At 72.6% G+C, this 24863-nt stretch carries 23 protein-coding genes and 2 tRNA genes; 9 read left to right on the top strand and 16 right to left on the bottom strand.

What is annotated here, in order from left to right; genetic code table 11:
- Window positions 1-14 precede the first annotated feature (14 nt).
- From HEQ75_RS11835 to HEQ75_RS11825, 3 genes are all read right to left on the bottom strand, one after another.
- Window positions 15-710: a PepSY-associated TM helix domain-containing protein gene (locus tag HEQ75_RS11835; RefSeq protein ID WP_168030663.1), complete on the bottom strand. Its 696-nt coding sequence runs from the start codon at window positions 708-710 to the stop codon at window positions 15-17.
- Window positions 711-841: 131 nt separating this feature from the next.
- Window positions 842-916, bottom strand: a tRNA-Asn gene (locus HEQ75_RS11830).
- Window positions 917-989: 73 nt separating this feature from the next.
- Window positions 990-1060: transfer RNA gene (locus HEQ75_RS11825), tRNA-Cys, on the bottom strand.
- A 147-nt stretch (window positions 1061-1207) separates the two neighbouring features.
- On the opposite strand from HEQ75_RS11825, the gene HEQ75_RS11820 reads away from it, so the two are divergent.
- From HEQ75_RS11820 to HEQ75_RS11805, 4 genes are all read left to right on the top strand, one after another.
- Window positions 1208-1951, top strand: coding sequence for a protein-L-isoaspartate O-methyltransferase family protein (locus HEQ75_RS11820; protein WP_235961524.1), 744 nt, complete (start codon window positions 1208-1210; stop codon window positions 1949-1951).
- Window positions 1952-2075: 124 nt separating this feature from the next.
- Window positions 2076-3473, top strand: a complete 1398-nt coding sequence (locus tag HEQ75_RS11815; RefSeq protein WP_168030661.1) for a TolC family outer membrane protein — start codon at window positions 2076-2078, stop codon at window positions 3471-3473.
- A 3-nt stretch (window positions 3474-3476) separates the two neighbouring features.
- Window positions 3477-4082, top strand: a complete 606-nt coding sequence (locus HEQ75_RS11810) for a DUF2497 domain-containing protein (RefSeq protein WP_235961522.1) — start codon at window positions 3477-3479, stop codon at window positions 4080-4082.
- A gap of 85 nt (window positions 4083-4167) precedes the next feature.
- Window positions 4168-6846 carry a valine--tRNA ligase gene (locus HEQ75_RS11805; protein WP_168030659.1) on the top strand — a complete coding sequence of 893 codons (2679 nt, stop codon included), beginning with the start codon at window positions 4168-4170 and terminating at the stop codon, window positions 6844-6846.
- Between the two features lie 207 nt (window positions 6847-7053).
- On the opposite strand, the gene HEQ75_RS11800 is transcribed toward HEQ75_RS11805, so the two are convergent.
- Window positions 7054-7533 (bottom strand): hypothetical protein, encoded by a 480-nt coding sequence (locus HEQ75_RS11800; RefSeq protein WP_168030649.1) that lies wholly within the window; start codon window positions 7531-7533, stop codon window positions 7054-7056.
- Between the two features lie 185 nt (window positions 7534-7718).
- On the opposite strand from HEQ75_RS11800, the gene HEQ75_RS11795 reads away from it, so the two are divergent.
- Window positions 7719-8963, top strand: a complete 1245-nt coding sequence (locus tag HEQ75_RS11795) for an NAD(P)/FAD-dependent oxidoreductase (protein WP_168030647.1) — start codon at window positions 7719-7721, stop codon at window positions 8961-8963.
- Between the two features lie 108 nt (window positions 8964-9071).
- Here HEQ75_RS11795 and HEQ75_RS11790 read toward each other — a convergent pair whose 3' ends face one another.
- Both HEQ75_RS11790 and HEQ75_RS11785 read right to left on the bottom strand, forming a co-directional pair.
- Window positions 9072-10580, bottom strand: a complete 1509-nt coding sequence (locus tag HEQ75_RS11790; protein WP_168030645.1) for a YifB family Mg chelatase-like AAA ATPase — start codon at window positions 10578-10580, stop codon at window positions 9072-9074.
- A 32-nt stretch (window positions 10581-10612) separates the two neighbouring features.
- Window positions 10613-11644, bottom strand: coding sequence for a histone deacetylase family protein (locus tag HEQ75_RS11785; protein ID WP_168030643.1), 1032 nt, complete (start codon window positions 11642-11644; stop codon window positions 10613-10615).
- 149 nt (window positions 11645-11793) lie between these two features.
- Here HEQ75_RS11785 and HEQ75_RS11780 point away from each other — a divergent pair, with 149 nt between their 5' ends.
- Both HEQ75_RS11780 and HEQ75_RS11775 read left to right on the top strand, forming a co-directional pair.
- On the top strand, window positions 11794-13080 hold the full coding sequence (locus HEQ75_RS11780; protein ID WP_235961520.1) for an ArgE/DapE family deacylase: 1287 nt from the start codon (window positions 11794-11796) through the stop codon (window positions 13078-13080).
- The gene (locus HEQ75_RS11775) at window positions 13077-14321 is read left to right on the top strand and encodes an allantoate amidohydrolase (RefSeq protein ID WP_168030641.1); all 1245 of its coding nucleotides are present in this window, start codon (window positions 13077-13079) and stop codon (window positions 14319-14321) included. Before HEQ75_RS11780 ends, HEQ75_RS11775 begins: the two co-directional genes overlap by 4 nt.
- Window positions 14322-14392: 71 nt before the next feature.
- On the opposite strand, the gene HEQ75_RS11770 is transcribed toward HEQ75_RS11775, so the two are convergent.
- A complete protein-coding gene (locus HEQ75_RS11770) occupies window positions 14393-15205 on the bottom strand; it encodes an alpha/beta fold hydrolase (protein WP_168030639.1) in 813 nt (270 codons plus the stop codon).
- A gap of 111 nt (window positions 15206-15316) precedes the next feature.
- Between HEQ75_RS11770 and HEQ75_RS11765 the strand changes: the two genes are divergently transcribed.
- Complete coding sequence (locus HEQ75_RS11765; protein WP_168030637.1) at window positions 15317-16819, top strand: M81 family metallopeptidase; 1503 nt, start codon at window positions 15317-15319, stop codon at window positions 16817-16819.
- Between the two features lie 72 nt (window positions 16820-16891).
- The gene (locus HEQ75_RS11760) at window positions 16892-17374 is read left to right on the top strand and encodes a GNAT family N-acetyltransferase (protein WP_168030635.1); all 483 of its coding nucleotides are present in this window, start codon (window positions 16892-16894) and stop codon (window positions 17372-17374) included.
- Window positions 17375-17414: 40 nt separating this feature from the next.
- Here the strand turns inward: HEQ75_RS11760 and HEQ75_RS11755 are convergent, their stop codons facing one another.
- Genes HEQ75_RS11755 through HEQ75_RS11715 form a run of 9 tightly spaced genes read right to left on the bottom strand, consistent with a single transcriptional unit; the run spans window position 17415 to window position 24815 of the window.
- On the bottom strand, window positions 17415-17915 hold the full coding sequence (locus HEQ75_RS11755; RefSeq protein ID WP_168030633.1) for a 2,4'-dihydroxyacetophenone dioxygenase family protein: 501 nt from the start codon (window positions 17913-17915) through the stop codon (window positions 17415-17417).
- On the bottom strand, window positions 17912-18865 hold the full coding sequence (locus HEQ75_RS11750; RefSeq protein ID WP_168030631.1) for a sugar kinase: 954 nt from the start codon (window positions 18863-18865) through the stop codon (window positions 17912-17914). Before HEQ75_RS11750 ends, HEQ75_RS11755 begins: the two co-directional genes overlap by 4 nt.
- A 27-nt stretch (window positions 18866-18892) precedes the next feature.
- A complete protein-coding gene (locus HEQ75_RS11745) occupies window positions 18893-19546 on the bottom strand; it encodes an RraA family protein (RefSeq protein WP_168030629.1) in 654 nt (217 codons plus the stop codon).
- Between the two features lie 15 nt (window positions 19547-19561).
- Window positions 19562-20191 (bottom strand): bifunctional 4-hydroxy-2-oxoglutarate aldolase/2-dehydro-3-deoxy-phosphogluconate aldolase, encoded by a 630-nt coding sequence (locus tag HEQ75_RS11740; protein WP_168030627.1) that lies wholly within the window; start codon window positions 20189-20191, stop codon window positions 19562-19564.
- A gap of 5 nt (window positions 20192-20196) precedes the next feature.
- Window positions 20197-21150 (bottom strand): C-terminal binding protein, encoded by a 954-nt coding sequence (locus tag HEQ75_RS11735; RefSeq protein WP_168030625.1) that lies wholly within the window; start codon window positions 21148-21150, stop codon window positions 20197-20199.
- Window positions 21150-22178, bottom strand: coding sequence for a DctP family TRAP transporter solute-binding subunit (locus HEQ75_RS11730; protein ID WP_168030623.1), 1029 nt, complete (start codon window positions 22176-22178; stop codon window positions 21150-21152). The genes HEQ75_RS11735 and HEQ75_RS11730 overlap by 1 nt, the downstream gene beginning before the upstream one ends.
- Before the next feature lie 14 nt (window positions 22179-22192).
- Window positions 22193-23479: a TRAP transporter large permease gene (locus HEQ75_RS11725; protein WP_168030621.1), complete on the bottom strand. Its 1287-nt coding sequence runs from the start codon at window positions 23477-23479 to the stop codon at window positions 22193-22195.
- Complete coding sequence (locus HEQ75_RS11720) at window positions 23476-23985, bottom strand: TRAP transporter small permease (protein WP_168030619.1); 510 nt, start codon at window positions 23983-23985, stop codon at window positions 23476-23478. The genes HEQ75_RS11725 and HEQ75_RS11720 overlap by 4 nt, the downstream gene beginning before the upstream one ends.
- Window positions 23982-24815, bottom strand: coding sequence for an SIS domain-containing protein (locus tag HEQ75_RS11715; RefSeq protein ID WP_168030617.1), 834 nt, complete (start codon window positions 24813-24815; stop codon window positions 23982-23984). The genes HEQ75_RS11720 and HEQ75_RS11715 overlap by 4 nt, the downstream gene beginning before the upstream one ends.
- Between the last annotated feature and the right edge of the window lie 48 nt (window positions 24816-24863).

Raw genomic sequence — 24863 nt, 5'->3', positions numbered from 1 at the left:
GGGCAGGGGCCTCGTCAGTGGATGAACAGCAGGGCGAGCAGGGCGGGCACCAGCAGGCCCAGCCCGGCCAGCGGCCAGGTGGCGGGGCGGCCGCCGGCATGCAGGTGCAGCAGCAGCAGGCCGGTGGCGCAGAACACCAGGCAGCCGGCGGCGAAGACATCGATGAACCAGCGCCAGGCGAGCCCGGTGTCGCGGCCCTTGTGCAGGTCGTTGAGGTAGGCGACCCAGCCGCGGAAGGTGGTCTCCAGGGTCACCGCGCCGGTGGCGCGGTCGATGCTGACCCAGCCATCGCCGCCCGGGCGCGGCAGGGCCAGGTAGAGGTCGCCGGCGGACCATTCGGCGTCCCGCCCGCCGGTGCGCACGCCGAGCGCCGCGGCGAGCCATTCCTGCACCGGGGCGGGCAGCGGCTGCCGCGCCTCGCCGGCGGGGGATTCCAGCAGGGGCAGCAGGGCGGGCGGCAGGGTGGCGTCGCGGCTGGTGGTGACCGGGCGGGCGCCGATATCGGCGGCGTGGTTCAGCGTGATGCCGGTGGCGGCGAAGAGCAGCATGCCGACCAGGCAGGTGGCGGCGCTGACCCAGTGCCAGCGATGCAACTGCCTGAGCCAGAAGGACCGGTGCCGGAAGGATGGCCCAGTGGCGGGCAGGGCGGCGGGCAGGGCGGCGGGCAGGGCGGCGCGGGCAGGCAGGGGCGGGGAGGAGCGGCCCGGCATGAGGTCCCATCGGCTGCGAGAATAAGAATGATTCTCATTATCACCACTGGAAGCACCGCACAATCGCGCCGCGCGGGCCTCGCAGGCGGAGGCCGGGCGAAAACGGGCGGAGAGGAAGGGGGGGGGGAAATTGGCTCCGGCGGTTGGATTCGAACCAACGACCAACGGATTAACAGTCCGCTGCGCTACCGCTGCGCCACGCCGGATCAGCCAAGGTGCCGGGCTATAGCGAGCCCCCGGCGCCGGGTAAAGCCCCCCATGAAGTCAGGAGGGGAGGAAAGGCCGCGGCCGGAATCGAACCGGCATATACGGATTTGCAGTCCGCTGCATCACCACTCTGCCACGCGGCCCCGCTTGGGCCTGGCAGTCCAGGCCCCGCGGTTGCGGCCTCTATCCGGCAGGCCGGGCCGGCGGTCAAGCGGCTCGTGCCCGGGGGGGCGTGCTGCGGCGCCGAAGTGCTGCTTGGCCGGCGCGCGGGCGGACCGTATAAGCGCGACATGGACAAGGCGGCGATGATGGACCTGGATCGCACGGCGATGGCCGGCATGACGCATGGGGCGCCGGGCGGCCCGGCCGCGCCGGATTGGGAAGCGGCGCGCCGCTTCATGGTCGACGGCCAGCTCCGGCCGAACAAGGTGACGGACCCGCTGCTGCTGGCCGCCATGGGCGCCCTGCCGCGGGAGCGATTCGTGCCCGCCGCCCTGGCGCCCCGGGCCTATGCGGATGAGGATGTGCGCCTGCCCGGTGGCCGGGCGCTGATCGAGCCGATGGTGATCGCCCGCCTGCTGCAGCTGCTGCGTCTGCGCGAGGGCGACCGCATGCTGGTGCTGGGCGCCGGCACCGGCTACGCCGCCGCGGTGGCGGCGCGCTGCGGCGCCCGGGTGGTGGCGGTGGAGGATGACCCGGCGCTGCTCGGCATCGCCCGCCAGGCGCTGGACGGGCTGCTGCCGGCCGGCGCGGTGTCCCTGGTGCAGGCCGACCCGGTGCAGGGCCACGCCGCCGGCGCCCCCTATGACGCGATCCTGATCGAAGGCGAAATCCCGGCGGTGCCGCCGGCGATCGCCGCGCAACTGGCCGAAGGCGGCCGGCTGGCCACCATCCTGCCCGGCGCCGCGCGCGGCCAGGCGGCACGCGCCGTGTCCGGCCTGCGGGCCGGCGGCAGCTTCAGCGTGACGGACGCCTTCGATTGCGCCACGCTGGCGCTGCCGCATTTCCAGGCGGCGCCAGGCTTCGTGTTCTGATGGCCGGGGGGGAGGCAGGCGCCCGAATCCCCCACCGCGCCGGCGACCGGCCCAGCCGGTCGGTCCGAGTCCCGTTCCGCTGGTCGACCCGCCGCGCTGTGCGGGCCGTAGGAGTTGCCCTGCGATGATGCCCACCCGTTCCGCCTTCACGCTCGCCGCGCTGCTGATGGCACCGGCCGCCCTGGTCGCGAGCCACCGCCCCGCCTCCGCCCAGTCGCTGCAGGAGGCGCTGGCACTCGCCTATTCCAACAACCCGACCCTGCAGGCCGCCCGCGCCCAGCTGCGCGCAGTCGATGAGAATGTGCCCCAGGCGCTGGCCGGCTGGCGGCCCACGGTGCAGATCGCCTCGAGTGTCGGCCAGGCCACCACCTCGACCAATGCCGCCGATCGCGTCACCTCCCCCTGGCGGGCGCGGAATGTCGTCTCCAACCAGGCTTCCGTCACGCAGCCGATCTACCGCGGCGGCCGCACCGTCGCCGCCACCCGCCGGGCGGAGAACCAGGTGCTGGCCCAGCGCGCCCGGCTGCTGGCGACCGAACAGCAGATCCTGTCGGACACGGTGAACGCCTATGTCGCCGTGATCCGCGACCAGGAGGAAGTGCGCCTCAACATCAACAACGAGCAGGTGCTCACCCGCCAGCTCCAGGCCACCAACGAGCGCTTCCGGGTGGGCGAGATCACCCGCACGGACGTGGCGCAGGCGGAAAGCCGGCTGGCCGGCACCCGCGCCTCCCGCGCCGATGCGGAAGGCCGGCTGCAGCAATCCCGCGCCACCTTCACCCGCCTCGTCGGCCAGGCGCCGCAGCGCCTGGTGGCGCCGCAGCCGCTGCGCGTGCCGGTCGCAACCGCCGCGGAGGCCGGCACGCTGGCCGGCCAGAACAACCCCAATGTGGTGGCCGCCCTGTTCGACGAGGCAGCGGCGCGCGACCTGGTGGATGTGAACTTCGCCAGCCTGCTGCCGCAGGTCAGCGTCACCGGCTCCACCTTCCGCAACGACAACTCCACCACCAGCCTGGATACGCGCGTGAACGGCACGCAGGTGACGGCGAACCTGACCGTGCCGCTGTACCAGGGCGGCGCCGAATACGCCCAGGTGCGCCAGGCCCGCCAGACGGCGCAGCAGGCCCGCCAGCAGGTGAACGACCAGCGCCGCGCCGCGACCCAGCAGGCCACCCTGGCATGGGAGACGCTGACCGCGGCCCGCGCCCAGGTGGAAAGCGTGCGCGCACAGATCCGCGCCGCCGAGATCGCGCTGGACGGCGTGCAGCGGGAAGCCATCGTCGGCAGCCGCACCACGCTCGACGTGCTGAACGCGGAGCAGGAACTGCTGAACGCACGCGTCAGCCTGGTGCGCGCCCTGGCCAATGTCATCACCGCCTCGCACAGCCTGGCCTCCTCGCTCGGGCGGCTCACCGCGCGGGACCTGAACCTGCCGGTGCAGATCTATGACATGGAGGCCTACTACAACGAGGTGCGGAACCGCTGGGTCGGCTTCGGCGACTACGCCGACCGGGGCCGCTGAGCGATGAGCGGGGGCCAGCCGCCGAAGCCCGGCCCGGGGGGCAGCGACCCGGCGATGGACGACATCCTCGCCTCGATCCGCCGCATCCTGAACGAGGACGAGGCGAACGAGCAGCCGCCCGGCGCGGCGGAGCCGGAGCCGCTGGACCTCACCGAGGCGATGCTGGTCGCCGCGCCCGCCGACCCGCCCGCGCCGGAGGCTGAAGCGGTGCCCGAGCCCGAGCCGCCCCCCGCCGCCCCTGCGCCGCAGCCGGAACCGCCGGCCCCGCCCGCCGCGCCGCCCCAGCCTGCCCCGGTCCCGGTCGGGTCACCCCCGGCGCAGCCGCCTGCTCCGCAGGCGATGAGCGTCGATGCGGTGATGAGCGCCGCGGAGGGGCTTATCGCCCCGGCCGTTGCCGCCGCCACCACGGCCAGCCTCGCCAGCCTGCTGCGCAGCGTCGCCAGCGAGCGCACCGCGCCGGTGCATCGCGGCGGCCCCTCCATCGAGGATGTGGTGCGGGAGGAGCTGCGCCCGCTGCTCAAGACCTGGCTTGACGAGCACCTGCCGCCGCTGGTGGAGCGTCTGGTCCGGGTGGAGATCGAGCGCGTCATCGGCCGCGCGATGCCCTGAGCCGCCTGGCGCGGCGCCGCATCGCGCGCGGTCCCGCCGCCGCCACCCCTTGACGCCGGGCGGGCGGCGGGGAAGGGATGCCGCCATGCTCGACAAGACCTTCGACCACGCCGCCATCGAACCCCGCCTCTACCAGGGCTGGGAAGCCTCCGGCGCCTTCGCCGCGCATCCGGAGGGGCCGGGGCGGCCCTTCACCATCATGATCCCGCCACCCAATGTCACGGGCAGCCTGCATATCGGCCACGCCCTGACCATGACGGTGCAGGACATCCTGACCCGCTTCCGGCGGATGCAGGGCCGTGACGCGCTGTGGCAGCCGGGCACCGACCATGCCGGCATCGCGACCCAGATGGTGGTGGAGCGCCTGCTCGCCTCCCAGGGCCTGAAGCGCCGGGAGATGGGGCGGGAGGCGTTCCTGGCCCATGTCTGGGAATGGAAGCGCGAATCCGGCGGCACCATCACCCGCCAGCTGCGCCGCCTGGGCGCCAGCCTGGACTGGCCGCGCGAACGCTTCACCATGGATGAGGGCCTGTCCGAGGCGGTGCGCGAGGTGTTCTGCACCCTGCACCGCCAGGGGCTGATCTACCGCGACCGCCGGCTGGTGAACTGGGACCCGGTGTTCCAGACCGCGATCTCGGACCTCGAGGTCGAGAGCCGGGAGGTGAAGGGCCACCTCTGGCACCTGCGCTACCCGGTGGAGGGCGAGGCGGACCGCTTCGTCACGGTGGCGACGACCCGGCCGGAGACGATGCTGGGCGACACCGCGGTCGCGGTGCATCCGGAGGATGCGCGGTATGCCGACCTGGTCGGGAAGCACCTCGTGCTGCCGCTGACCGGCCGGCGCATCCCGGTGGTGGCGGATGCCTATTCGGACCCGGAGAAGGGCACCGGCGCGGTGAAGATCACCCCCGCGCACGACTTCAACGATTTCGAGGTCGGCCGCCGCCACGGCCTGGCCATGCCCTCCGTCCTCGATGCGGACGCTAAGGTGACGCTGGCCGAGATCGGCGGCGACTGGGCGGAGCCCGACTTCGTCCGCGGCCTGGAGGGGCTGGACCGCTTCGAGGCCCGCAAGCGGATCGTCGCGCAGTTGGAGGAAATGGGGCTGCTGGCGGCGGTGGAGCCGCATGTGAACCAGGTGCCGCATGGCGACCGCTCCGGCGTGCCGATCGAGCCGCGGCTGACGCTGCAATGGTATGTCGATGCCAAGACCCTGGCGCAGCCCGCCATCAAGGCAGTGGAGACCGGCCAGACCGTCTTCGTCCCGCGGCAGTGGGAGAACACCTTCTTCGCCTGGATGCGCGACATCCAGCCCTGGTGTGTCTCCCGCCAATTGTGGTGGGGCCACCAGATCCCGGCCTGGTACGCGCCGGATGGCGAGGTGTTCGTCGCGAAGACGGAGGAGGAGGCCCGCGCCGCCGCGAAGGCCAAGTTCGGCCGCGACGTGGAGCTGGTGCAGGATCCGGACGTGCTGGACACCTGGTTCAGCAGCGCCTTGTGGCCCTTCAGCACGCTCGGTTGGCCGAACCAGACGGCCGAGCTGTCAAAATACTATCCGGGCGACGTGCTGGTCACGGGCTTCGACATCATCTTCTTCTGGGTCGCCCGGATGATGATGATGGGCCTGCACTTCATGGGGGAGGTGCCGTTCCGGCAGGTCTACATCCATGGCCTCGTGCGGGACGAGAAGGGCCAGAAGATGTCGAAATCCAAGGGGAACGTCATGGACCCCCTGGAGCTGATCGAGGCCTTCGGCACCGATGCGCTGCGCTTCACCATCGCCTCCCTGACCGGCCCTGGCCGCGACGTGAAGCTGGGCCGCAAGCGCGTCGAGGATTTTCGTTCGTTTGGCACCAAGATCTGGAACGCCGCGCGCTTCCTGGAGATGAACGGGATCAAGGCCGATCCGGCCTTCAACCCGGCCTCCGCGACCACGCCGCTGGCGCGCTGGATCCTGGATGGCGCGAACCGCGCGGTGGCAGAGGCGACGGCGGCGCTGGAAGCCTATCGCTTCGACGAATATGCCGGCGCCGCCTACCGCTTCGTCTGGGGCAGCTACTGCGACTGGTTTCTCGAGTTTGCCAAGCCGGTTCTCAACGGGCCGGATGGCCCGGCCAAGGACGAGGTGAAGGGCGCCGCGCAGCATGTCTTCGGCACCATCCTGAAGCTGCTGCACCCCGCCATGCCCTTCATCACGGAGGATCTGCACGCGCAGTTCGGCTACGGTGCGCCCTGCACGCTGATCCGCGCCGAATGGCCGAAGGCCGCCCCGGTGGCCGAGGCAGAGGCATCGCGGGAGGAGTTGGACTGGCTGGTGCGGCTGATCTCCGACGTGCGCGGCGTGCGCGCCGAGATGAACGTGCCGCCTTCCGTTACCGTGCCGCTGCTGCTCGCCGGTGCCTCCGCCACCACGCTCGCCCGCGCCGGGGCCTGGATCGACGTGATCCGCCGCATGGCCCGCGCCACCGAGGTGCGGGCACTGGAGGGTGCGGTGCCGAAGGGCGTGGCGCAGGTGGTGGTGGGGGAGGCGACGGTGATGCTGCCGCTGGCCGACGTCATCGACCTGGGCGCCGAACGCGCCCGCCTGGCGAAGGAACGCGCCAAGGCGGAAGCCGAGGCCGGCAAGGTCACCGCCAAGCTCGGCAATGCGGAATTCGTGGCCCGGGCGAAGGAGGAGGTGGTGGAGGAGAATCGCGAACGCCTCGCCGCCTTCCAGGCCGAGATGGCCCGGCTGGACGCGGCCCTGGCCCGCATCGCGGGGTAGCGGGGCCGGCGCCTCCCCGGGCGGGAACAGCGATTCCAACGCGGGGCCCAGCCCCGGCCGGTCCAGGACCAGCGGGCCGGCCGCCGCCATCGCCCGGCGCAGGGCGAGCCGGCATGCGCTGGTCCGGGCCGCGGGCAGGCCGGACCCCGGCGGGATAGGGGATCGCCGCGCGCAGGATGGTCGCGGCGGCCCCTCGGTCGTCCAGCGTCAGCGGCGCAGCTGTTCCATGAAGCGCTGGTGGTTCTGGTCTTGCATCTGCTGCTGCTGGCGCATCTGGTTCTGGTGCGCCTGGAATTGCTGCTGCTGTTGCTGCTGGCGCATCTGGTGGTCCTGCGTCATCTGCCGCGGCGAATAGCCTTGGCCGCCACCGCCACCCGCGGCCATGCCGGCCTGGGCCTGCTGCCAGGCGCCCACCACCTGCTGCGCGCCGGCCTGGAAGTACTGGCAGGCCTGCATGTTGCCCTGCTGGCAGGCGAACTGCGCCTGGGTCAGCTGCCGCGCCAGGCCCTGCAGCTGCTGCATGCTGCCGCAGCCCTGCGGGTTGCCCTGCTGGCAGGCCATCTGCGCCGCCTGGAACAGCTGCTGCAGGGGCATCGCCACGCGGGGGTCGAGCTGCGCCGCCGCCGGGCCGGCCAGCAGCAGGCCGGTGAGACCCGCCAGGCATGAAAGGCGACCGATCCTGGCCATGGGGTCGTGTTCCTCGGCTTGATGCCGATCGATCATGACGGCGGCGTCATCCCGCGGCCAAGCACGCAGTCCGGGCCCGCGGGAACTTGTCCGTGAGGCCGCCGCGTTGCCAGCCCGCCGGCGATGCGGTGTGATCGGCCCTCGGGCAGGGCCGCACCCGGCCGCCCGCAACAACGGGATCCTCGATGGCTGCTTCCGCCCTGGTGCTCGGCGCCGGCATGGTTGGCGTGTCCGTGGCGCTGCATCTGCGCCGCCGCGGGATGGACGTGGTGCTGCTGGACCGCCAGGGTCCGGGCGAGGGTGCCAGCTTCGGCAATGGCGGCCTGCTGCAGCGGGAAGCCGTGCACCCGCACCCCTTTCCGCGCGATTGGTCGGAGTTGTGGCGCATCGCCGGCAACCGCGCCGTGGACGCCACCTACCACCCCGTCGCCCTGCCGGGCCTTGCCCTGCCCCTGCTGCGCTACTGGTGGCATTCCGAGCCGGCGCGCTATGCCCGCATCGCGGAGGCCTATGCCAAGCTGATCGCCACCTGCCTGGACGAGCATCTGGCGCTGGCGCGCGGCACGCCGGCGGCGGCGCTGCTGCGCCCGATCGGCTGGATGCGCCTTTTCTCCACCCCGCAGCGGCTGGAGGCGGCGCTGGCCCTGGCGGAGGCCGCACGGCGCGACCACGGCGTGGGCTACCGCGCCCTGGACGGCGCGGCGCTGGCGGCGGCGGAGCCGCACCTGCAGGTGGCGCGTGCCGGCGCGCTGCACTGGACGGACCCGCTCTCGGTCAGCGATCCGCATGCGCTGACGCTGGAATACGCGGCGCGCTTCACCGAGGCCGGCGGCAGCCTGGCGCGCGGCGATGCCACCACGCTGACGCGCCATGGCGCCGGCTGGCGGGTGCAGGCGCAGCAGGGCGGGGTGGAGGCGGCGCAGGTGGTGGTGGCGCTGGGTGCCGCCGCCGGGCAGGTGACGCGCCGGCTGGGCTATGCGCCGCCGCTGTTCGGCAAGCGCGGCTACCACCGGCATTTCCGCCTGCGGGGCAATGCCGTGCTGCACCGGCCGATCCTGGACACGGAAAGCGGCTTCCTGCTGGCGCCGATGCAGGCCGGCATCCGCCTGACCACCGGCGCCGAATTCGCCCGGGACGCGGCACCGCCCACCCCGGTGCAATTGGCGCGGGCGGAGCCGCTGGCGCGCCGGCTGCTGCCGCTGGGGGAGGCGGTGGAGGCCTCGCCCTGGATGGGCGTGCGCCCCTGCACGCCGGACATGCTGCCGATCATTGGCCCGCTGCCCGGCCAGCCCGGCGCCTGGTGCGCCTTCGGCCACGCGCATCAGGGACTGACGCTGGGCCCCACCACCGGCCGGCTGCTGGCGGAGATGATGACCGGGGAGACGCCCTTCCTCGACCCGGCACCCTATCGCGCGGAGCGTTTCAATTAGAGCATTTTCAACGTCTTGCGGCTTCGCAAGGCGACTCCGAAAAGGCGCCGAAACAATAAGCTGGAGCCGTTTCACCGTCTTCGCTGGCGGTGGAACGGCTCTAGCGGTTCAGCCCGCCCGCCCCGGCATCCGGTGGCGGAAGGCCAGCGCCTCCGCCACATGGGCGCGGCCGGTGCGGGCGGCGCCGGCCAGGTCCGCGACGGTGCGGGCCACGCGCAGGGCGCGCACCTGGCCGCGGGTGGACAGCCGCAGCCGGGTTGCCGCCAGCTCCAGCAGCGCCAGCGCCTCCGGCTCCGCCAATGCCTGCAGCGCGTCCCATTCGGCCTCCGCATTGCAGCGCGCGCCGCCACGGGCGCGCTGGCGGTCCCGCGCCGTGGCGACGCGGCCGGCGATCACCGCCGTGGTCTCGCCCACCGGGGCGCGGGCGAGTTCGGCCGGCGGCAGGGGCTGCACCTCGATGGTCAGGTCCATGCGGTCCAGCAGCGGGCCGGACAGGCGCATCTGGTAGTCCTGCCCGCAGCCCGGCGCCCGGGCGCATTCGCGGCTGGCATCGCCCAGATGGCCGCAGCGGCAGGGGTTCATCGCGGCGATGCATTGGAAGCGCGCGGGGTAGGTCACATGCGCATTGGCGCGGCTGATGGTCGTGCGGCCGGTCTCCATCGGCTGGCGCAGCGCCTCCAGCGCCGGACGGGGGAATTCCGGCCATTCGTCGAGGAACAGCACGCCGAGATGCGCCAGGCTGATCTCCCCCGGCCGCGCCCGGTGCCCGCCACCGACCAGCGCCGGGACGGAGGCCGAATGGTGCGGGTCCCGGAAGGGCGGGCGCTTCAGCAGGCGGCCGCCCACCAGCATGCCCGCCACCGAATGCACCAGCGAGACCTCCAGCGCCTCGGCCGGCGTCAAATCCGGCAGCAGGCCGGGCAGGCGGGCGGCGAGCATGGATTTGCCGGCGCCGGGCGGGCCCACCATCAGCAGGTTGTGGCCGCCGGCCGCCGCCACCTCCAGCGCCCGCTTGGCGCTTTCCTGGCCGCGCACCTGGCTGAGGCAGGGGCCGGTCCAGGGGGTATCATCCAGCCGCGGCGGGTCCGGCGCCGGCAGGGTCTGCAGGCCGCGGAAATGGTTGATCAGCGCCGGCAGGTCGGGCGGCGCCAGCACCTGGATGCGGCCGGCCCAGGCGGCTTCCGGCCCCTGCGCCCCCGGGCAGACCAGCCCCAGCTCCCGCGCACTGGCCGCCATGGCGGCGGGCAGCACGCCGGCGACGGCGGCCAGGCCCCCATCCAGGCCCAGCTCCCCCAGCGCCGCGAAATCCGCCAGCTCATCCCGCGGCAGAACCTCCATCGCCGCCAGCACGCCGAGCGCGATGGGCAGGTCGAAATGGCTGCCCTCCTTGGCGATGTCGGCGGGCGCCATGTTCACCAGCACGCGCTTGGGCGGCAGCGACAGGCCGATGGCGGTCAGCGCCGCGCGCACCCGTTCCTTCGATTCGCCCACCGCCTTGTCCGGCAGGCCGACGATGAGGAAGGCCGGCAGGCCGGGCGCGATCTGCACCTGCACCTCGACCGGCACGGCCTCGATTCCGGCGAAGGCGAAGGTCTGGATGCGGGCGATGGCACTCACGCACCCAGGGTTGATTCTTTTCGGGGTCTAAATCAACCGTTCCAGCCGTTCAGGAAGCGCTCCAGCAGCGCCCCCAGCAGGTCCACATTGTAGCCACCCTCCTGGATGATCGCGGCGGCCAGCCCCGCGCCCGCGATCATCCGCCCGGCGCTGGCGAATCCGTCCGCGGTGACGGAGAGGAAATTCAGCGGCTCGTGCTCGCTGGCATCGAAGCCGAGCGAGACCACCAGCGCATCGGCGCCGAAATTGCGGATCGCCGTCAGGCCGGTGCCGATGGCGGCCAGCCAGGGCGCATCGCCGCTGCCCTGCGCCAGCGGCAGGTTCAGGTTGCAGCCCAGCCCGGCGCCGCCGCCCAGCTCCGCCGCCGTGCCGACATACCAGGGGTAGTAGCCGGCGGGATCGCCATGCACGGACACGGTCAGGACATCGGCGCGCTCCCAGAAGATGCCCTGGGTGCCGTTGCCGTGGTGGCTGTCGATGTCGAGCACGGCCACGCGCGCGGCCCCGGCGCGCTTCAGCGCCTCCACCGCGATGGCGGCGTTGTTCAGGTAGCAATGGCCGCCGGCGCGCGCCGCATAGGTGTGGTGGCCGGGCGGGCGGCACAGCGCATAGGCATGGCGGCCGGCCGCCGCTTCCGCCGCCGCGGCCAGGGCGCAGGCGGCAGCCCCCGCGGAGGCCGCCCAGGTGCCGGGGCCGATGGGGCAGGCGGTGTCGGCGGTGTACCAGCCGATGCGGCCGACCAGGCCCGTGGGGCAGGGCGCACCCTGGGCCAGCATCTCGGGGCTCGGATGCACATTGGCGACGATCTCCGGCCCCGCGCCGGGCAGCTTCGCCCATTCCGCCGGGGCGTCGCGCAGGAAGTCGAGGTAGGCGGCGGGGTGCACCGCCTCCAGCGCCGCGCGTGGCGCCTCGGGCGGGGTGGCGGGGTGCAGGCCCAGCCGCGCCAGGCCCTCGGCCAGGGCAGCGGCACGGCCCGGCACCTCGAAATTCGGGCGCACCTGGCCGCGCATCAGGAAGAAGCGCGGGCTGTGCAGATCCTGGGCAGGATGGGCGAATGTCTTCATGCCGGGGACGGTAGGGGGCCGAAAGCCGCCTTGTCCATGCGGCGCGGCCAGGGCTAGCCTTGCCGAGGGATGCAGCGCGCCACGCCTGCCCCAAGCACCCGGCCCGTGCCGCCGGGCGCCGTGCCGCAGCCGCCAAGCGAGAGGATCTGATGCAACTGGACCAAGGCGCCCGCCGCGCCATCCTGGAGGCCTGCGATGTGCTGCGCGGGGAGGGCGAGCAGGCGCTGATGCGCCTGGTGCGCTGCCCCTCCACCCTGGGCAACGAGCAATCGGCGCTGGCCGAGATGGCGCGGGTCTATGAGGGGCTCGGCCTGGCGCCGCGGCGCGTGCCGACGGACCCGGCGCAGCTTGCCGGCCATCCGGGCTTCTCGCCGCCGCTGATCGGTTATGAGGGCCGCGACAACGTGGTGGCGGTGCACCGGCCGCGCAGCGTGAAGGGCCGGTCGCTTGCCCTGCAGGGTCATGTCGACGTGGTGCCGGAAGGCGCCGAGGATGAATGGACCACGCCGCCCTATGAGCCCGCGATCCGTGGCGGCCGGATGTATGGCCGCGGCGCCGGCGACATGAAGGCAGGCATCCTCTCCTATGTCACCGCCTTCCGCGCCCTGAGGCTGGCCGGGCTGCAGCCGGCGGCCGAGGTGCAGATGCAGTCGGTGATCGAGGAGGAATGCACCGGCAATGGCGCGCTCGCCTGCATGCTGGCGCTGCCGAGGACGGATGCCGTCATCATCCCCGAACCCGGCCCCGGCCTGCCGGCGATGTACAGCGCGGAGGTCGGCGTGGTCTGGGCCTGGGTGACCGTGACGGGCCGCCCCGCCCATGTGCGGGACAAGCAGGCGGGGGTGAATGCGGTGGAGGCGGCCATGTCCATCTGGACCCGCTTCGAGGCCTATGAGCGCGACATGAACCGCGGCGAGCTGATCCATGCCAGCTTCCGCGGCGTGAACCACCCGGTGAACGTGAACCTCGGCACCTTCACGGGCGGCGAGTGGAATTCCTCGGTGCCGACGCGCGCCACGCTGGGGCTCCGCGTCGGCGTGATGATGGGCAACAGCGCCGCGGCCGTGCGCGCCGATATCGAGCGCATCGTGCAGGAGGCGCGCGGCGATGCCGCGCTGAAGGGCGCCAAGGTGAAGCTGGAGTTCAAGGGCTTCATGGCGGACCCCTGCGTCTTCGACCTGCAGGCGGAAATCGTGCAGGTGTCCATGCGCCATTTCGCCGAGCTGACCGGCAGCGAGCTGCGGAAGTATCCGGCGACCGGCCTGACGGATGGGCGCTTCTTCACCCTGTACCAGGACACGCCGGTGGCCTGCTTCGGGCCGGATGCGCAGGACATCCACGGCATCGACGAAAGCGTCGGCATGGACAGCATGCACGACATCACGCGGACCATCGCGGTGACCATGGCGGAGTGGTGTGGAGTGGAATCGGCATGAGCGTGGCCAGCAATTTCCGGCCCTCCGGCGCCCGGCTCTGGGACAGCCTGATGGAATTTTCCCGCATCGGCGCCACGGCCAAGGGCGGCAACAACCGGCAGACGCTGACGGAGCTGGACGGCGAGGCCCGCGCGCTGCTGCAACGCCAGGCGGAAGCCGCCGGCGCGCTGCTCAGCCTGGACCGGCTGGGCAACATGGCGCTGACGCGGCCGGGGCGCGACCCGTCGCGCCGGCCCGTGGCCATCGGCAGCCATCTCGACACGCAGCCGACGGGAGGAAAATTCGACGGCGTGCTGGGCGTTCTGGCCGGGCTCGAGATCCTGCGCGCGCTGGACGAGGCGGGGATCGAGACCGAGGCGCCGGTCATGCTGATCAACTGGACGAATGAGGAAGGTGCCCGCTTCTCCCCGCCCATGATGGGCAGCGGCGGCGCCATGGGCATTTTTCCCGAACCCGAGGTGCTGGCCAAGACCGACAGCGCCGGCGCGGCCTTCGGCGCGGAGCTGGCGCGAATCGGCTGGGCCGGCAGCGCCGACCCCGCCGCGCTGCAGGGGCTGGAGGCCTATTTCGAGCTGCATATCGAGCAGGGGCCGGTGCTGGAGAGGCTGGGCCTCGACCTCGGCATCGTCACCCACGCCCTGGCGCAGCACTGGTTCGAGGTGGTGGTGACCGGCGAGGAGGCGCATGGCGGCAGCAGCATGGCCGGGCGGCGCGACGCCATGATGGGCGCGGCGGAGATGATGCTGGCGATCGAGGCCGCGGCGCTGGCCGCCGGCGCGCGGGCCACGGTGGGCCGCGCCACCCTGCACCCGGACAGCCGCAACGTGGTGCCGGGCCGGGTCTGGTTCAGCCTGGATACGCGGCACGACGACGAGCACAAGCTGGCCGCGCTGGCTGCCACGCTGCGGGCGGAGGCGGCGTCGATCGGCGCGCGGCGCGGGCTTTCCATTGCCGTGGAGGATTTCTGGATCTCCCCGGCGACGCTCTTCGCCACGCCCCTGGTGACCAGGCTGCGGGAAGCGGCGGTGGCCCGCGGCATCGCCTTCCAGGAGATGCCGACGGCCATCGGCCACGACGCCGTCTACTGCGCCCGGCGCGTGCCCAGCGTGATGCTGTTCTGCCCCTGCCATGGCGGCATCAGCCACAACGAGGCGGAAAGCATCACCCCCGCCTGGGCCGAGGCCGGGCTGCTGGTGATGGCGGATGCGGTGCTGGCCACCGCGGGGGTGGCCCGCGGTTAGCGACGGCCGCGAACCCTCTCCCGCCTTTGCGGGGGAGGGTGGCCGCGCCAGCGGCCGGGCGGGGGCCGGCGCTACGCCTGGCCGAGAAACCCCAACACCGCCGCGTTGAACGCCACCGGCTGTTCCCACTGCGCCGCATGGCCGCATTCGGCCAGGATCACCAGCGCGCTGCCCGGGATGGCGCGCTGGAACAGGCGGAAGGCCGGCGGCGGCGCCCAGAGATCGGCGTCCCCGCCCACCAGCAGCACCGGCGCCGCCAGCCGTCCCAGCGCCGCCCGGTCCAGCCGGTTCAGCCGGCGCTGCTCCAGCCTCGGCCCCATCAGCGCCGCGTGTTCCAGCGCCAGCCAGGCCGCCGCGCCCGCCGGATTGGCGAAGCGGTAGGCCGGTCCGAGTTCGCGGAAACTGCCGGGCATGCGGGCGAAGCCCTCCGGCCGCAGCCCGGCGCTGAGCGCGGCATAATCGGCATCCTCCAGCCCCATATGGGTGCAGGCCAGCACCAGCCGCGCGACGCGGGCCGGGAAGGACAGCGCGAAGTCGAAGGCGACGATGGCGCCGGCCGCGCAGCCCAGCAGATGCGCGCGCGCCACGCCGAGATGGTCCAGCAGCGCCGCCAGGTCCGTGGCCGCGCAGCCCGGATCCGCCGTGGCCGGGGAGCCCCTGTGCCCACGGCGCGAATAGGCGATGACGCGGAAGCCCGAAGCTGCCAGTGCCGGCACCTGGTAGCCCCAGACGGCATGGCTGCCGGTGCCGGGATGCAGCAGCACCACCGCGGGGCCGGGCCCGCCCGTATCCCAGTATTCCAGCAAGGCCCCCGCCACGGCCGCCTGGCGCAGCGCCAGGCCGTGGGGCGGGGGCAGGGGTTGGCGCAGCGCCTCGTCCGACATGCGATCTCTCCGGCTTTGCGCCAGGATGCCGGATCGCGCGCGCGGGCGGCAGCCCGTCTTCCCGCCACGGCGCCGGGCTGGCAGGGTCGCGCCCGATCACGGAGACCCGGCATGCGCATCGCCATCGGCGGCTTCCTGCATGAAAGCCATTCCTTCGCCCCCATCCCCACGCGCTGGGTGGATTTCCTCGCACCCGGCGGCTGGCCCGCGGTGCAGCGCCCGGCGACGCTGCTGGACACGCTGCGCCCCTCCGCCGTGCCCGCCGCCGGCGCCATCCGCCTGGCCGAGTCGCGGGGAGTCACCCTGGCGCCGCTGTCCTGGGGCTTCGCCAATCCGGCCGGCCCCGTCACCGCGGAGGCCTTCGAGCGCCTGGCGGCGCTGATCTTCCACGACCTCCAGGCGGCGCTGGAGGAAGGCCCGCTGGATGGCCTGTATCTCGACCTGCACGGCGCCATGGTGGCGGAGCACTTTCCGGATGCGGAGGGTGAGCTGCTGCGCCGCGCGCGCGCCATCCTCGGCCCCGATTTGCCGATCACCGCCAGCCTCGACCCGCATTGCAACCTGACGGAGGCCATGGTGCGCCATGCCGACGCGCTGGCGCCCTTTCGCACCTATCCGCATGTGGACATGAAGGAGGCCGGCGCGCGGGCGATGCAGCTGCTGTTCGACCGCATCGCCCTCGGCCGGCCCTTCGCCAAGGCGTTCCGGCAGATCGACTACCTGATCCCGATCACGGCGCAATGCACGCTGGTCTCCCCGATGCGGGACGCCATGGCGGAACGCGGCCAGATCGCGGAGCGCACGGGCGTGGCGGAACTCGCGCTCTGCTTCGGCTTCCCCTACGCCGACTTTCCCGATTGCGGCATGGCGCTGGCCGCCTTCGCCGCCGATCCCGCCGCCGCCGAGGATGCGGCGACGGCGCTGGCCCTGGACCTTTCGGCGCGGGAGACCGCCTTCACCGCGGAGATCCACGATGCCGCCGCCGGCGTGGCGGAGGCGCTGCGCCTGGCCGCCGGCGCCACCCGCCCCGTCGTGCTGGCGGACACGCAGGACAACCCCGGCGGCGGCGGGCATGGCGACACCACCGGCCTGCTGGCGGCGCTGATGGACCAGAAGGCGGAAGGTGCGGTGCTGGCGCTGATCAACGATGCCGAAAGCGCGGCCGCCTGCCATGCGGCCGGGGAGGGGGCGGAGGTCGCGCTCAGCCTCGGCGGCAAGTCGGATGGCGCGCCGCTCGCCGTCACCGCGCGGGTCCTGAAGCTGACCGATGGCTGCTTCACCTGCACCGGCCCGATGGCCGGCGGCAACCCGGCGGACCTCGGCCCGACGGCGTTGATCAGCCCGCAGCCGGGCATTCGCGTAATCGTGACCAGCCGCAAGATGCAGGCCTATGACCAGGCCCTGTTCCGGCATGTGGGGGTGGAGCCTTCGGCGCAGCGGCTCCTCGCGCTGAAGTCCAGCGTGCATTTCCGCGCCGATTTCCAGCCAATTGCGGCGGCGGTGCTGGTCGTGGCCGCGCCTGGGCCGGTGGTCGCGGACCCGGCAACGCTGCCCTTCACCAGCCTGCGACCCGGCCTGCGGCTGCGGCCTGGCGACAACCGCCGCACGGTGTGAGCCTGGCGGCCCCTGGCGCGGCCGGCGGGCTGGTCCTAGATGCGGGCCTCACCGCACAAGGCCCGGCCGCCCGTGCTCCACAAATTCCGCCCCGACGGCGCCGGCCAGCCGGCGATCCGCATCGAGCGCATCGTCAGCCTGCCCGCCGGATTCGCGGAGCTGGCGGCCGATGCGCTGGGGGATGGCCAGCGGATGCTGGCGGTGCTGGAGGAGGATTGGCACGCCGGCACGCTGCGCTTCGATGGTTGGGGCGATGCGCTGTTTGCCGCCCATGCCGGCTCCGCGCTGGTGGGGCTCTGCGGCCTGACGCGCGACCCCTATCTGCCGGAGGAGCGTGTGGCGCGGCTGCGCCGGCTGTATGTGCTGCGCGCCGCCCGCCGCGCCGGTGCCGGCCGTGCGCTGGTGGCGGCGGTGGCGGCGCAGGCGGAAAGCTGCGGCTATCCGCGGCTGCGGGTGCGCGCGCCGGTTTCGGCCTTCGCCTTCTACGAAAGCTGCGGCTTCCTGCGCGCGGTGGGCGAACCCGCCGCGACGCATACCCGACAGCTGGGCGCATGATCCACGCCGGAGGATGCGCGGCGGCCGGGGCGGAGACGGGTCAGCGGATGAACTGGTCCACATAGTCCGCGCCCAGCCCGTTCGCCGCATAGGCGCGGCGGCATAGGTCGAGCTTCACGAAGACATCCTCGAAGCCGGTGCAGGCGCCGGCCTCGTCCACGTAGAACATGCAGCCGGAGATGGAGAAGAAGGTCACCATCTCCTCCGCGCTGTCGACCACCAGCGTGTGCGTCTCGCCCGGCGGTTCGAAGACGAAGCTGCCGGCTTCGGCCACCCAGTCATGCTCCAGGTAGCGCCAGGCGCCGCGGATGACGTAGCCGGTGACGATGCCCGGATGCCGGTGGCGGGATAGCACGCCCTGCCGGCGCACCCGCAGCAGGTTGCACCAGGCGCCCTGCACGGTGTTCAGCAGCAGCGGGCGGAACCAGACATTCGGCGCCTGTTCCACCCACACCCGCTCATCCACCGGCTCCGCCGCGATGGCGATCTCCTTCGGCGCCATGGGGTGGATCTTCGCCAGGTCGGGGTTCGCGAAGCTCATGCGCCGTGGCCCTCCCCCTGGGCCTCCCCCTGGGCTTCCAGGAAGGCATGCACCGCCGCCGCGCTGGGGATCGGCGCCACGGCGCCGTAGCCGGTGGTGGACAGCGCCGCGGCGGCGTTGGCGTAGCGCGCGGCCTTCCAGGTATCATCGCCGGCAACGGCGCGGGCCATGAAGGCGCCGGCCAGCGTGTCCCCGGCGCCGGTGGCGTCCACCGCCTCCACCTTGAAGCCGGGGATGCGGGCGCGGGCCTCCCGCGTCGCCACCAGCAAACCCTCCTCGCCCAGCTTCAGCAGCACCAGCGGGCAGAGCTTCAGGTAGAAATCCGCGATCGCCTCCGGCTCGGCCAGGCCGGTCAGCAGCTTCGCGTCATCCAGCGACGGGAACGCCATGTCGGCCATGCCGACCGCGGTGTGGATGCAGGCGGAGGCACGGCGCAGCGGCCACAGGCGGAGCCGCAGATTGGTGTCGAAGGACACGGTGACGCCGGCCTGCCGTGCCACCTGGATGGCGTGGAAGGCGGCGTCGCAGGCGGAGTCGGAGATGCCGAGGCTGATGCCGGACAGGTGCAGGATGCGCGCCTGGCGGATCGCCGCCTCCGGCACGTCCTGCACCCGCATCCGGCTGGCGGCGCTGCCCTTCCGGTAGAAGGTGAAGTCGTGGCCCTTCTCCGAATGGGTGACGAAGTAGATGCCGGTCGGCGCCTCCGGGTCGGTGCGCACCGTCGCCGTGTCCACGCCCTCCATCGCCCAGAGTTCGGCGAAGCTGCGGCCGGGCCGGTCGTCGCCCATCTGGGCGATCATGCCGGCATCGGCGCCGCTGCGCGCCGCGGCGATGGCGGCGTTGGAGGTGTCGCCGCCATGGCCTTCCAGGTACAGGCTGCGGCCGTCCGGGCCGGTGGGCTGCTGGTTGAACTCCAGCATCGGCTCACCGAGGCAGAGGATATCGGGCATGGCGGGCGGGCTCCTGGCTGCCGGGACTCAGATCCGGCCGTATTTGGCGAGACCCTGCTTCAAGGACTTGGTTTCGACAATGAGGCGGGCCTGCTCGGCTTCCCGCGCATCGATCTCGCGCGCCATCTGCAGCACCGCCGCGGCGTGTTCCGGGCGGATGATGCAGACGCCGTCGACATCGCCCACCACCAGGTCGCCGGGGTGGATGACGATGCCGCCCACGGTGACGGGGATGTTGGCGGCGATGGTCGCGGTGCGGCCCAGGCTGGTACCGGGGGAGACATGCGGGGCGAAGACCGGCAGGTCGTAGTCGCGCTGGATTTCCTGGATGTCGCGCACCCCGGCGCCGAGCAGCGCGCCGGCATGGCCCATGGCGAAGGCGCCCGCGGTCATGATGCCGCCCCAGAAGGCGACGTCGTCATCCGCCCCGGCGCAGCCGATGACGATGACCGAGCCCGGGGCGCTGTCCTCGATCAGGTCCAGCGCCTTGGACGGCGGCAGGAACTCATGCGTCGGCGCGTGCAGCGTGGTGACGGCCGGGCCGACCATGCGCTTCTGGTTGATCTGGTTCTTGACCTTGTGATGCAGGTAGCCGCGGCGGCCGGCCACCTTGTCGATCGCATCCGCGACGGAGGCGATGGCGACGCTGCGGAAGCCTTCGATGATCTCGGGGGTCAGCATGGACAGAATCCTCCTTCAGGCTTGCATGAGGCCGAGCACGTCGCGCGCCGCGGCCTCGATCGCGGCGCGGTCGCCGCGCGCCAGCAGGGCTTCGTCCACCAGCCGCCCGCCGATGCCGACGAAGGCGGCGCCGGCGGCGAGGTAGTCCGGCGCGTTGCGCGCATCGACGCCGCCGGTGGGGCAGAAGGCGACCTGTGGGAACACCGCGCGCAGCGCCTTCACATGGCCGGGTCCGCCGGCCGAGGCCGCCGGGAACACCTTCACCACATCGGCGCCCGCGGCGAGTGCCGCGCGCACCTCCGTGGGCGTCATGGCGCCGAGCATGGAGGCGGCGCCGGCCGCCCGCGCGGCCTCGGCCACCGCCCCGTCAACCCAGGGCGAGACCAGGAAGCGGGCGCCGGCGTCCAGGCAGGCTTCCGCCGTCGCGCGGTCCGGCACGGTGCCGGCGCCGATGGTCAGCGCCGGGTCGGCGGCCAGCGCCCGGATCAGGTCCGTGGCGCCGGGCACGGTCATGGTGATCTCGAAGATTGTCAGCCCGGCGCCGCGCAGCCATTCCACGGCACGGGCGGCCAGCGCCGCATCCGTGGTGCGCACCACGGGGATGACGCGCGCGGCCCGAAGCTGCGGCAGCAGGGGATGGGTCACGGCATTCACTCCCAACGGTTCACCTGGTGCCGCGGCACCTCGCCGCGCAGCATCCGGGCGATCTCCTCCGCCGCCTTGCGCTGCAGGTCAACGATGGCGGCTTCCGAATACCAGGCGGCATGGTCGGTGAGGATCAGGTTTGGCGCGCCGCGCAGCGGGCTGTCGGCGGGCAGGGGCTCCACCTCGAACACATCGAGCCCGGCGCCGAGGATCAGCCCCTTGTGCAGCGCGGCGGCCAGCGCCGCCTCATCCACCAGGGCGCCGCGGCTGGTGTTCACCAGCACGGCGTTGCGCTTCATCCGCACCAGGAAGGCGTGGTCGACGATGTGGCGCGTGGCGGGCGTTGCCGGGGCGTGCAGGCTGATGGCATCCGCCTGTTCGGCCACCACCAGCGCATCCGCCAGTTCGCAGCCCTCGGGCGGCCGGCGCAGCCCGGGATCGGCGATCAGCACCCGGGCGAAGCCCAGCGCGCGGGCCTTGCGCAGGAAGGCGCTGCCGATCCGCCCCAGGCCGATCAGCCCCAGCGTGCCGCCGGCCAGGCGGAAGACGGGGGCGGCGCGCGGCACGCCCCAGCCGCCCGACCGCACCCGCGCCTCCGCCATCGGCAGGCGGCGCGCGGCGGCCAGCAGCAGGGCCAGGGCGTGGTCCGAGACCTCCTCCACCCCGTAATCCGGCACGTTGCAGACGGGAATGCGCCGCGCCGCCGCGGCGGCCAGGTCGATATTGTCGACGCCCACGCCATAGCGCACCAGGCCGCGCAGGCCGGGCGCGGCGGCGAAGGCCGCGGCATCCACCGGGCTTTCGCGCACCAGCGCGGCATCCGCCCCCGCCAGTGCCGCCCGTACCGCCGCGGCATCGCCACGGCAGGGGGACAGCACCAGCGACGCGCCGAGCGGGGCCAGGATTGCCCGCTCGGCCTCGTAATGGTCGTAGCCGTCGTCGAGGATGACGACGCGCATCAGCCCGCCGTCGCGGCCCGGGTGGCGGAGAGCAGCTTCTCCACCCACTCCCGGCCGATCTCGGCTTCCAGCCAGCTGCGGACGGCGGGCTGCGCCTTCTGGCGGAAGGCGTCGATCTGCGGCGCGGTCAGGCGCTGCACGGTCATGCCCTTCTCCTTCAGGATCGGCTCCGCATTCGCATCCTGCGCCGTGGTCATGCCGCGGTGGATCACCTTGGCGATCTCGGTCGCCTGGAGCACCGCGGCCTTTTCCTCATTGCCGAGGCGGTTGAAGAAGCGGTCGGACATCAGGTAGGCGTGCAGCGAATACACATGCCCGTTCAGCGTGATGTGCTTCTGGTGCTGGTACAGCGAGGCGGCGAGGATGTTGGTGACGCCGTTCTCCTGCCCATCCACCGTGCCCTGGGCCAGCGCTGCCGGCAGCTCGCCCCAATCGATGGCCGACGGGCTGGCGCCGAGGCTTTCCACCAGCTTCACGAAGACCGGCGCCGGCTGCACGCGGATCTTCAGGCCGCGCATGTCATCCGGGGTGACGATGGGGCGCTTGGAATTGGTGAAGTGGCGCACGCCGTTATCGGCATGGCCCAGCAGGCGGATATTGGCGCGGCGGCGCATGTCCTCCGCCATTTCCGCCCCGAAGGCGCCGTCCAGCACCTTCCAGGCGATCGCCTGGTTTTCCCAGATGAAGGGCAGGGAGAAGACCTGGTAGGGCGCATAGGTGCCGGAGATGCCGCCATCATGCACCACCGCCATCTCCAGGCTGCCGAGGCGGAGCTGTTCCATCACCTGCGGCGCCGGGCCGATCTGGCCGGCGGGGAAGATGTCCACGCGCATGCGGCCGCCGGTCAGCCCCTCCAGCGTGGATTTGAAGGCCAGCGCGGCGGCGTGCTTCGGCTGGTCCAGGCGGCCGGGCTGGAAATGCGTGTAGCGGACCACGCGCGGTGCCTGGGCGCGGACGACGGACGGCATGGCAAGCATGGCGGCGCCGGCGGCGCCCAGCAGGCCGAGGTTGCGACGGGTGATGGTCATTCTTGTTTCCTCCTTCAATGCGTGTAGCCAAGCGCGTGGGGCAGGGCCGTGGACAGGCCCGGCAGGAAGGTCAGCAGCAGCAGCACGAGGATCTGCGCCCCCAGGAAGGGCCACAGTTCCCGCACGATCTGGCCCATCGGCACGCGGGAGACGATCTGCGTGACGAAGAGCAGCCCGCCGACCGGCGGCGTGATCATCCCCAGCGTCAGGTTGACGATGACGACGATCGCGAAATGCAGCGGGTCCACGCCCATCAGGGTGGCCATCGGCGCCAGGATCGGCACCAGGATCATCACGCCGGGCAGCGGCTCCATGAAGATGCCGAACAGCAGCAGGAAGAGGTTCACCGCCAGCAGGAACATCAGCGCCGACAGGCCCAGCGAGCCCAGCCATTCCCCGGCCGCCTGCGGCACCTGCAGCACGGTCAGCACATAGCCGAAGATGTTGCTCATGCCGATGATCATCATGACGCTGGCGGTCATCACGCAGGTCCGCACCAGGATCGTCGGCACGGCCGACCATTCCAGCGTGCGGTACAGGTAGCGGCCCACCAGCAGCGCATAGACGGTGGCGACCGCGGAGGCCTCGGTGGGCGTGAAGACGCCGCCATGGATGCCGCCGATGATGATGACGGGCATCAGCAGCGCCGGCGCCGCGTGCAGCGTGATGCGGGCGAAGGCGGCCGGCCCCGGCCGCGCCTCCAGCCCCGCATAGCCACGGCGGGTGCTGATGGCGTGGTTGGTCAGCATCATGGCGCCGGAGATCAGGATGCCCGGCACGATGCCGGCCATGAACAGCCCGCTGACCGTCACCGAATTATCCGTCAGCGCATAGACCACCATGATGATGGAAGGCGGGATGATCGGACCGACGATGGCCGCCGAGGCGGTCAGCGCCGCCGCATAGCCGGCCGGGTAGCCGGCTTCGCGCATCATCCGCGTCACCACCGCGCCGGGCCCCGCCGCATCGGCCAGCGCGCTGCCCGAGATGCCGGAGAACAGGGTGGAGGTGATGACATTGGCATGGCCCAGCCCGCCGCGGGTGCGGCCGACGCAGGCGCCGGCGAAGCGCAGCAGCACATCGGTGATGCGCCCGCCGGTCATCAGCTCCGCCGCCAGGATGAAGAAGGGGATCGCCAGCAGCGGGAAGCTGTCCAGGCCGGAGAAGATCTGCTGCGGCACCAGCAGCAGGTCGGCCAAATCCTCCCACCAGATCACCGCGGCGCCGGCCATGCCCATGGTGAAGGCGATCGGGATGCCGAGCGCCATGGTGCCGAAGAAGACAAGGGCGAGCAGCGTCATAGGGACCCCATCTCCGCCGCGCGCACCTGCGCCGCCTCGTCCCGGGGGCGCAGCACGAAGCGCGGCGCCATCAGCGCCAGGTGCAGCAGCATCAGCGCCGTGCCGACCGGGATCGCCAGGTAGACCAGCCCCATGGACAGCCGCAGCACCGGGCTGCGCTGCATCATGGCGAAGTCGGCATAGTTGATGCCCAGCACCAGCAGCAGCCCCAGGAAGCCGGCGATGGCGGCCAGGATGAGGGCGCGCAGCCACCGCGCCGCCGGCTCCGGCAGCGCCTCCGGCAGCAGGTCCACGGCGATGTGCGCGCCCTCGCGCAGCGCCAGCCCGGCGGCCAGGAAGGCCAGCCAGATCATCATGTAGCGGCTGGCCTCCTCGGCCCAGGCGAGCGAGACGCCGAAGCCGTAGCGCAGCACCACATTGGCGAAGACCAGGGCGCAGGCGGCCACCAGCAGCGCCGCGCAGAGGAAGCGGTTCAGCCACAGCAGCCCGGATTCGAACCGCCTCATGGGTCGGTCCGCCGCAGCCGCAGCGCCGCCTTCATGCGGCCCAGCCTTTCCTCCGCCGCCGGCGGCGAGAGCAGCGCGGCGGCGACCGCCAGCGCATCGCCCAGCACCAGGTGCACGAGTCGGGAGACCATGGGGGTGTGCAATTCCGTGTTCTCCTCCACCGCGCAGGGGATGAGCAGGGTGGCCTGGGCGGCGAGCGGCGAGGCCGGGCGGGTGATGGCGATGACGGTGGCCCCCGACGCGGCAGCCAGCGCCGCCACCTCCACCAATTCGCGGGACCGCCCGGTGTGGGAGACGCAGAGCGCCACGGCATCGCCATCCAGCGTGGCGGCGGCCATGGCCTGCATGTGCGGGTCGTGCCGGGCGACCACGCCGCGGCAGACGCGGAACAGCTTGTGCGCCAGATCCTCTGCCACCGCGGCGGAGGCGCCGAAGCCCCAGATCTCCACCCGCGCGGCGCGCACCAGGGCCAGCGCGGCGCGCTCGATGGCGGCGGCATCGAGCGCGGCGCGGGCTTCCGTCAGGGCGGCGATGGCGGTGTCGAAGACGGCGCCGGCGGCCTCCGGCACGGGCGTTCCGGGGCCGATTCGCCGGTGCATCCGCGCACCGCCGCCTTCGGAGCGGGCCAGCGCCAGGCGAAGATCGGCGAATCCCTCAAGGCCGAGGGAGCGGCAGAAGCGGACGACGGTGGGCTCGGAGACCCCGGCGCTGCGGGCCAGGGTGGCGAGGGTCGCGTTCATGGTGCCGCCGGGATCGGCGGACACCAGCTCCGCAACCTTGCGCTCGGCCGGGCTCAGCCGGTCCAGCAGGTGGGCGATCCGCTCGCGCACCGTTCCCTCCGCTTTGTTGTAGCTTTACTACAACAGCGGGCGGGCGGG

The sequence above is a fragment of the Falsiroseomonas selenitidurans genome, assembly GCF_012103215.1.
Taxonomy (GTDB): Bacteria; Pseudomonadota; Alphaproteobacteria; order Acetobacterales; family Acetobacteraceae; genus Falsiroseomonas; species Falsiroseomonas selenitidurans.
This window is presented reverse-complemented; position numbering and strand designations above follow the sequence as displayed.

What these genes read in the sequence shown, in the direction of transcription:
- HEQ75_RS11835 (WP_168030663.1), bottom strand. Translation starts at nt 710, where the DNA reads ATGCCGGGCCGCTCCTCCCCGCCCCTGCCTGCCCGCGCCGCCCTGCCC.
- HEQ75_RS11820 (WP_235961524.1), top strand. Translation starts at nt 1,208, where the DNA reads ATGGACAAGGCGGCGATGATGGACCTGGATCGCACGGCGATGGCCGGC.
- HEQ75_RS11815 (WP_168030661.1), top strand. Translation starts at nt 2,076, where the DNA reads ATGATGCCCACCCGTTCCGCCTTCACGCTCGCCGCGCTGCTGATGGCA.
- HEQ75_RS11810 (WP_235961522.1), top strand. Translation starts at nt 3,477, where the DNA reads ATGAGCGGGGGCCAGCCGCCGAAGCCCGGCCCGGGGGGCAGCGACCCG.
- HEQ75_RS11805 (WP_168030659.1), top strand. Translation starts at nt 4,168, where the DNA reads ATGCTCGACAAGACCTTCGACCACGCCGCCATCGAACCCCGCCTCTAC.
- HEQ75_RS11800 (WP_168030649.1), bottom strand. Translation starts at nt 7,533, where the DNA reads ATGGCCAGGATCGGTCGCCTTTCATGCCTGGCGGGTCTCACCGGCCTG.
- HEQ75_RS11795 (WP_168030647.1), top strand. Translation starts at nt 7,719, where the DNA reads ATGGCTGCTTCCGCCCTGGTGCTCGGCGCCGGCATGGTTGGCGTGTCC.
- HEQ75_RS11785 (WP_168030643.1), bottom strand. Translation starts at nt 11,644, where the DNA reads ATGAAGACATTCGCCCATCCTGCCCAGGATCTGCACAGCCCGCGCTTC.
- HEQ75_RS11780 (WP_235961520.1), top strand. Translation starts at nt 11,794, where the DNA reads ATGCAACTGGACCAAGGCGCCCGCCGCGCCATCCTGGAGGCCTGCGAT.
- HEQ75_RS11775 (WP_168030641.1), top strand. Translation starts at nt 13,077, where the DNA reads ATGAGCGTGGCCAGCAATTTCCGGCCCTCCGGCGCCCGGCTCTGGGAC.
- HEQ75_RS11770 (WP_168030639.1), bottom strand. Translation starts at nt 15,205, where the DNA reads ATGTCGGACGAGGCGCTGCGCCAACCCCTGCCCCCGCCCCACGGCCTG.
- HEQ75_RS11765 (WP_168030637.1), top strand. Translation starts at nt 15,317, where the DNA reads ATGCGCATCGCCATCGGCGGCTTCCTGCATGAAAGCCATTCCTTCGCC.
- HEQ75_RS11755 (WP_168030633.1), bottom strand. Translation starts at nt 17,915, where the DNA reads ATGAGCTTCGCGAACCCCGACCTGGCGAAGATCCACCCCATGGCGCCG.
- HEQ75_RS11750 (WP_168030631.1), bottom strand. Translation starts at nt 18,865, where the DNA reads ATGCCCGATATCCTCTGCCTCGGTGAGCCGATGCTGGAGTTCAACCAG.
- HEQ75_RS11745 (WP_168030629.1), bottom strand. Translation starts at nt 19,546, where the DNA reads ATGCTGACCCCCGAGATCATCGAAGGCTTCCGCAGCGTCGCCATCGCC.
- HEQ75_RS11735 (WP_168030625.1), bottom strand. Translation starts at nt 21,150, where the DNA reads ATGCGCGTCGTCATCCTCGACGACGGCTACGACCATTACGAGGCCGAG.
- HEQ75_RS11730 (WP_168030623.1), bottom strand. Translation starts at nt 22,178, where the DNA reads ATGACCATCACCCGTCGCAACCTCGGCCTGCTGGGCGCCGCCGGCGCC.
- HEQ75_RS11725 (WP_168030621.1), bottom strand. Translation starts at nt 23,479, where the DNA reads ATGACGCTGCTCGCCCTTGTCTTCTTCGGCACCATGGCGCTCGGCATC.
- HEQ75_RS11720 (WP_168030619.1), bottom strand. Translation starts at nt 23,985, where the DNA reads ATGAGGCGGTTCGAATCCGGGCTGCTGTGGCTGAACCGCTTCCTCTGC.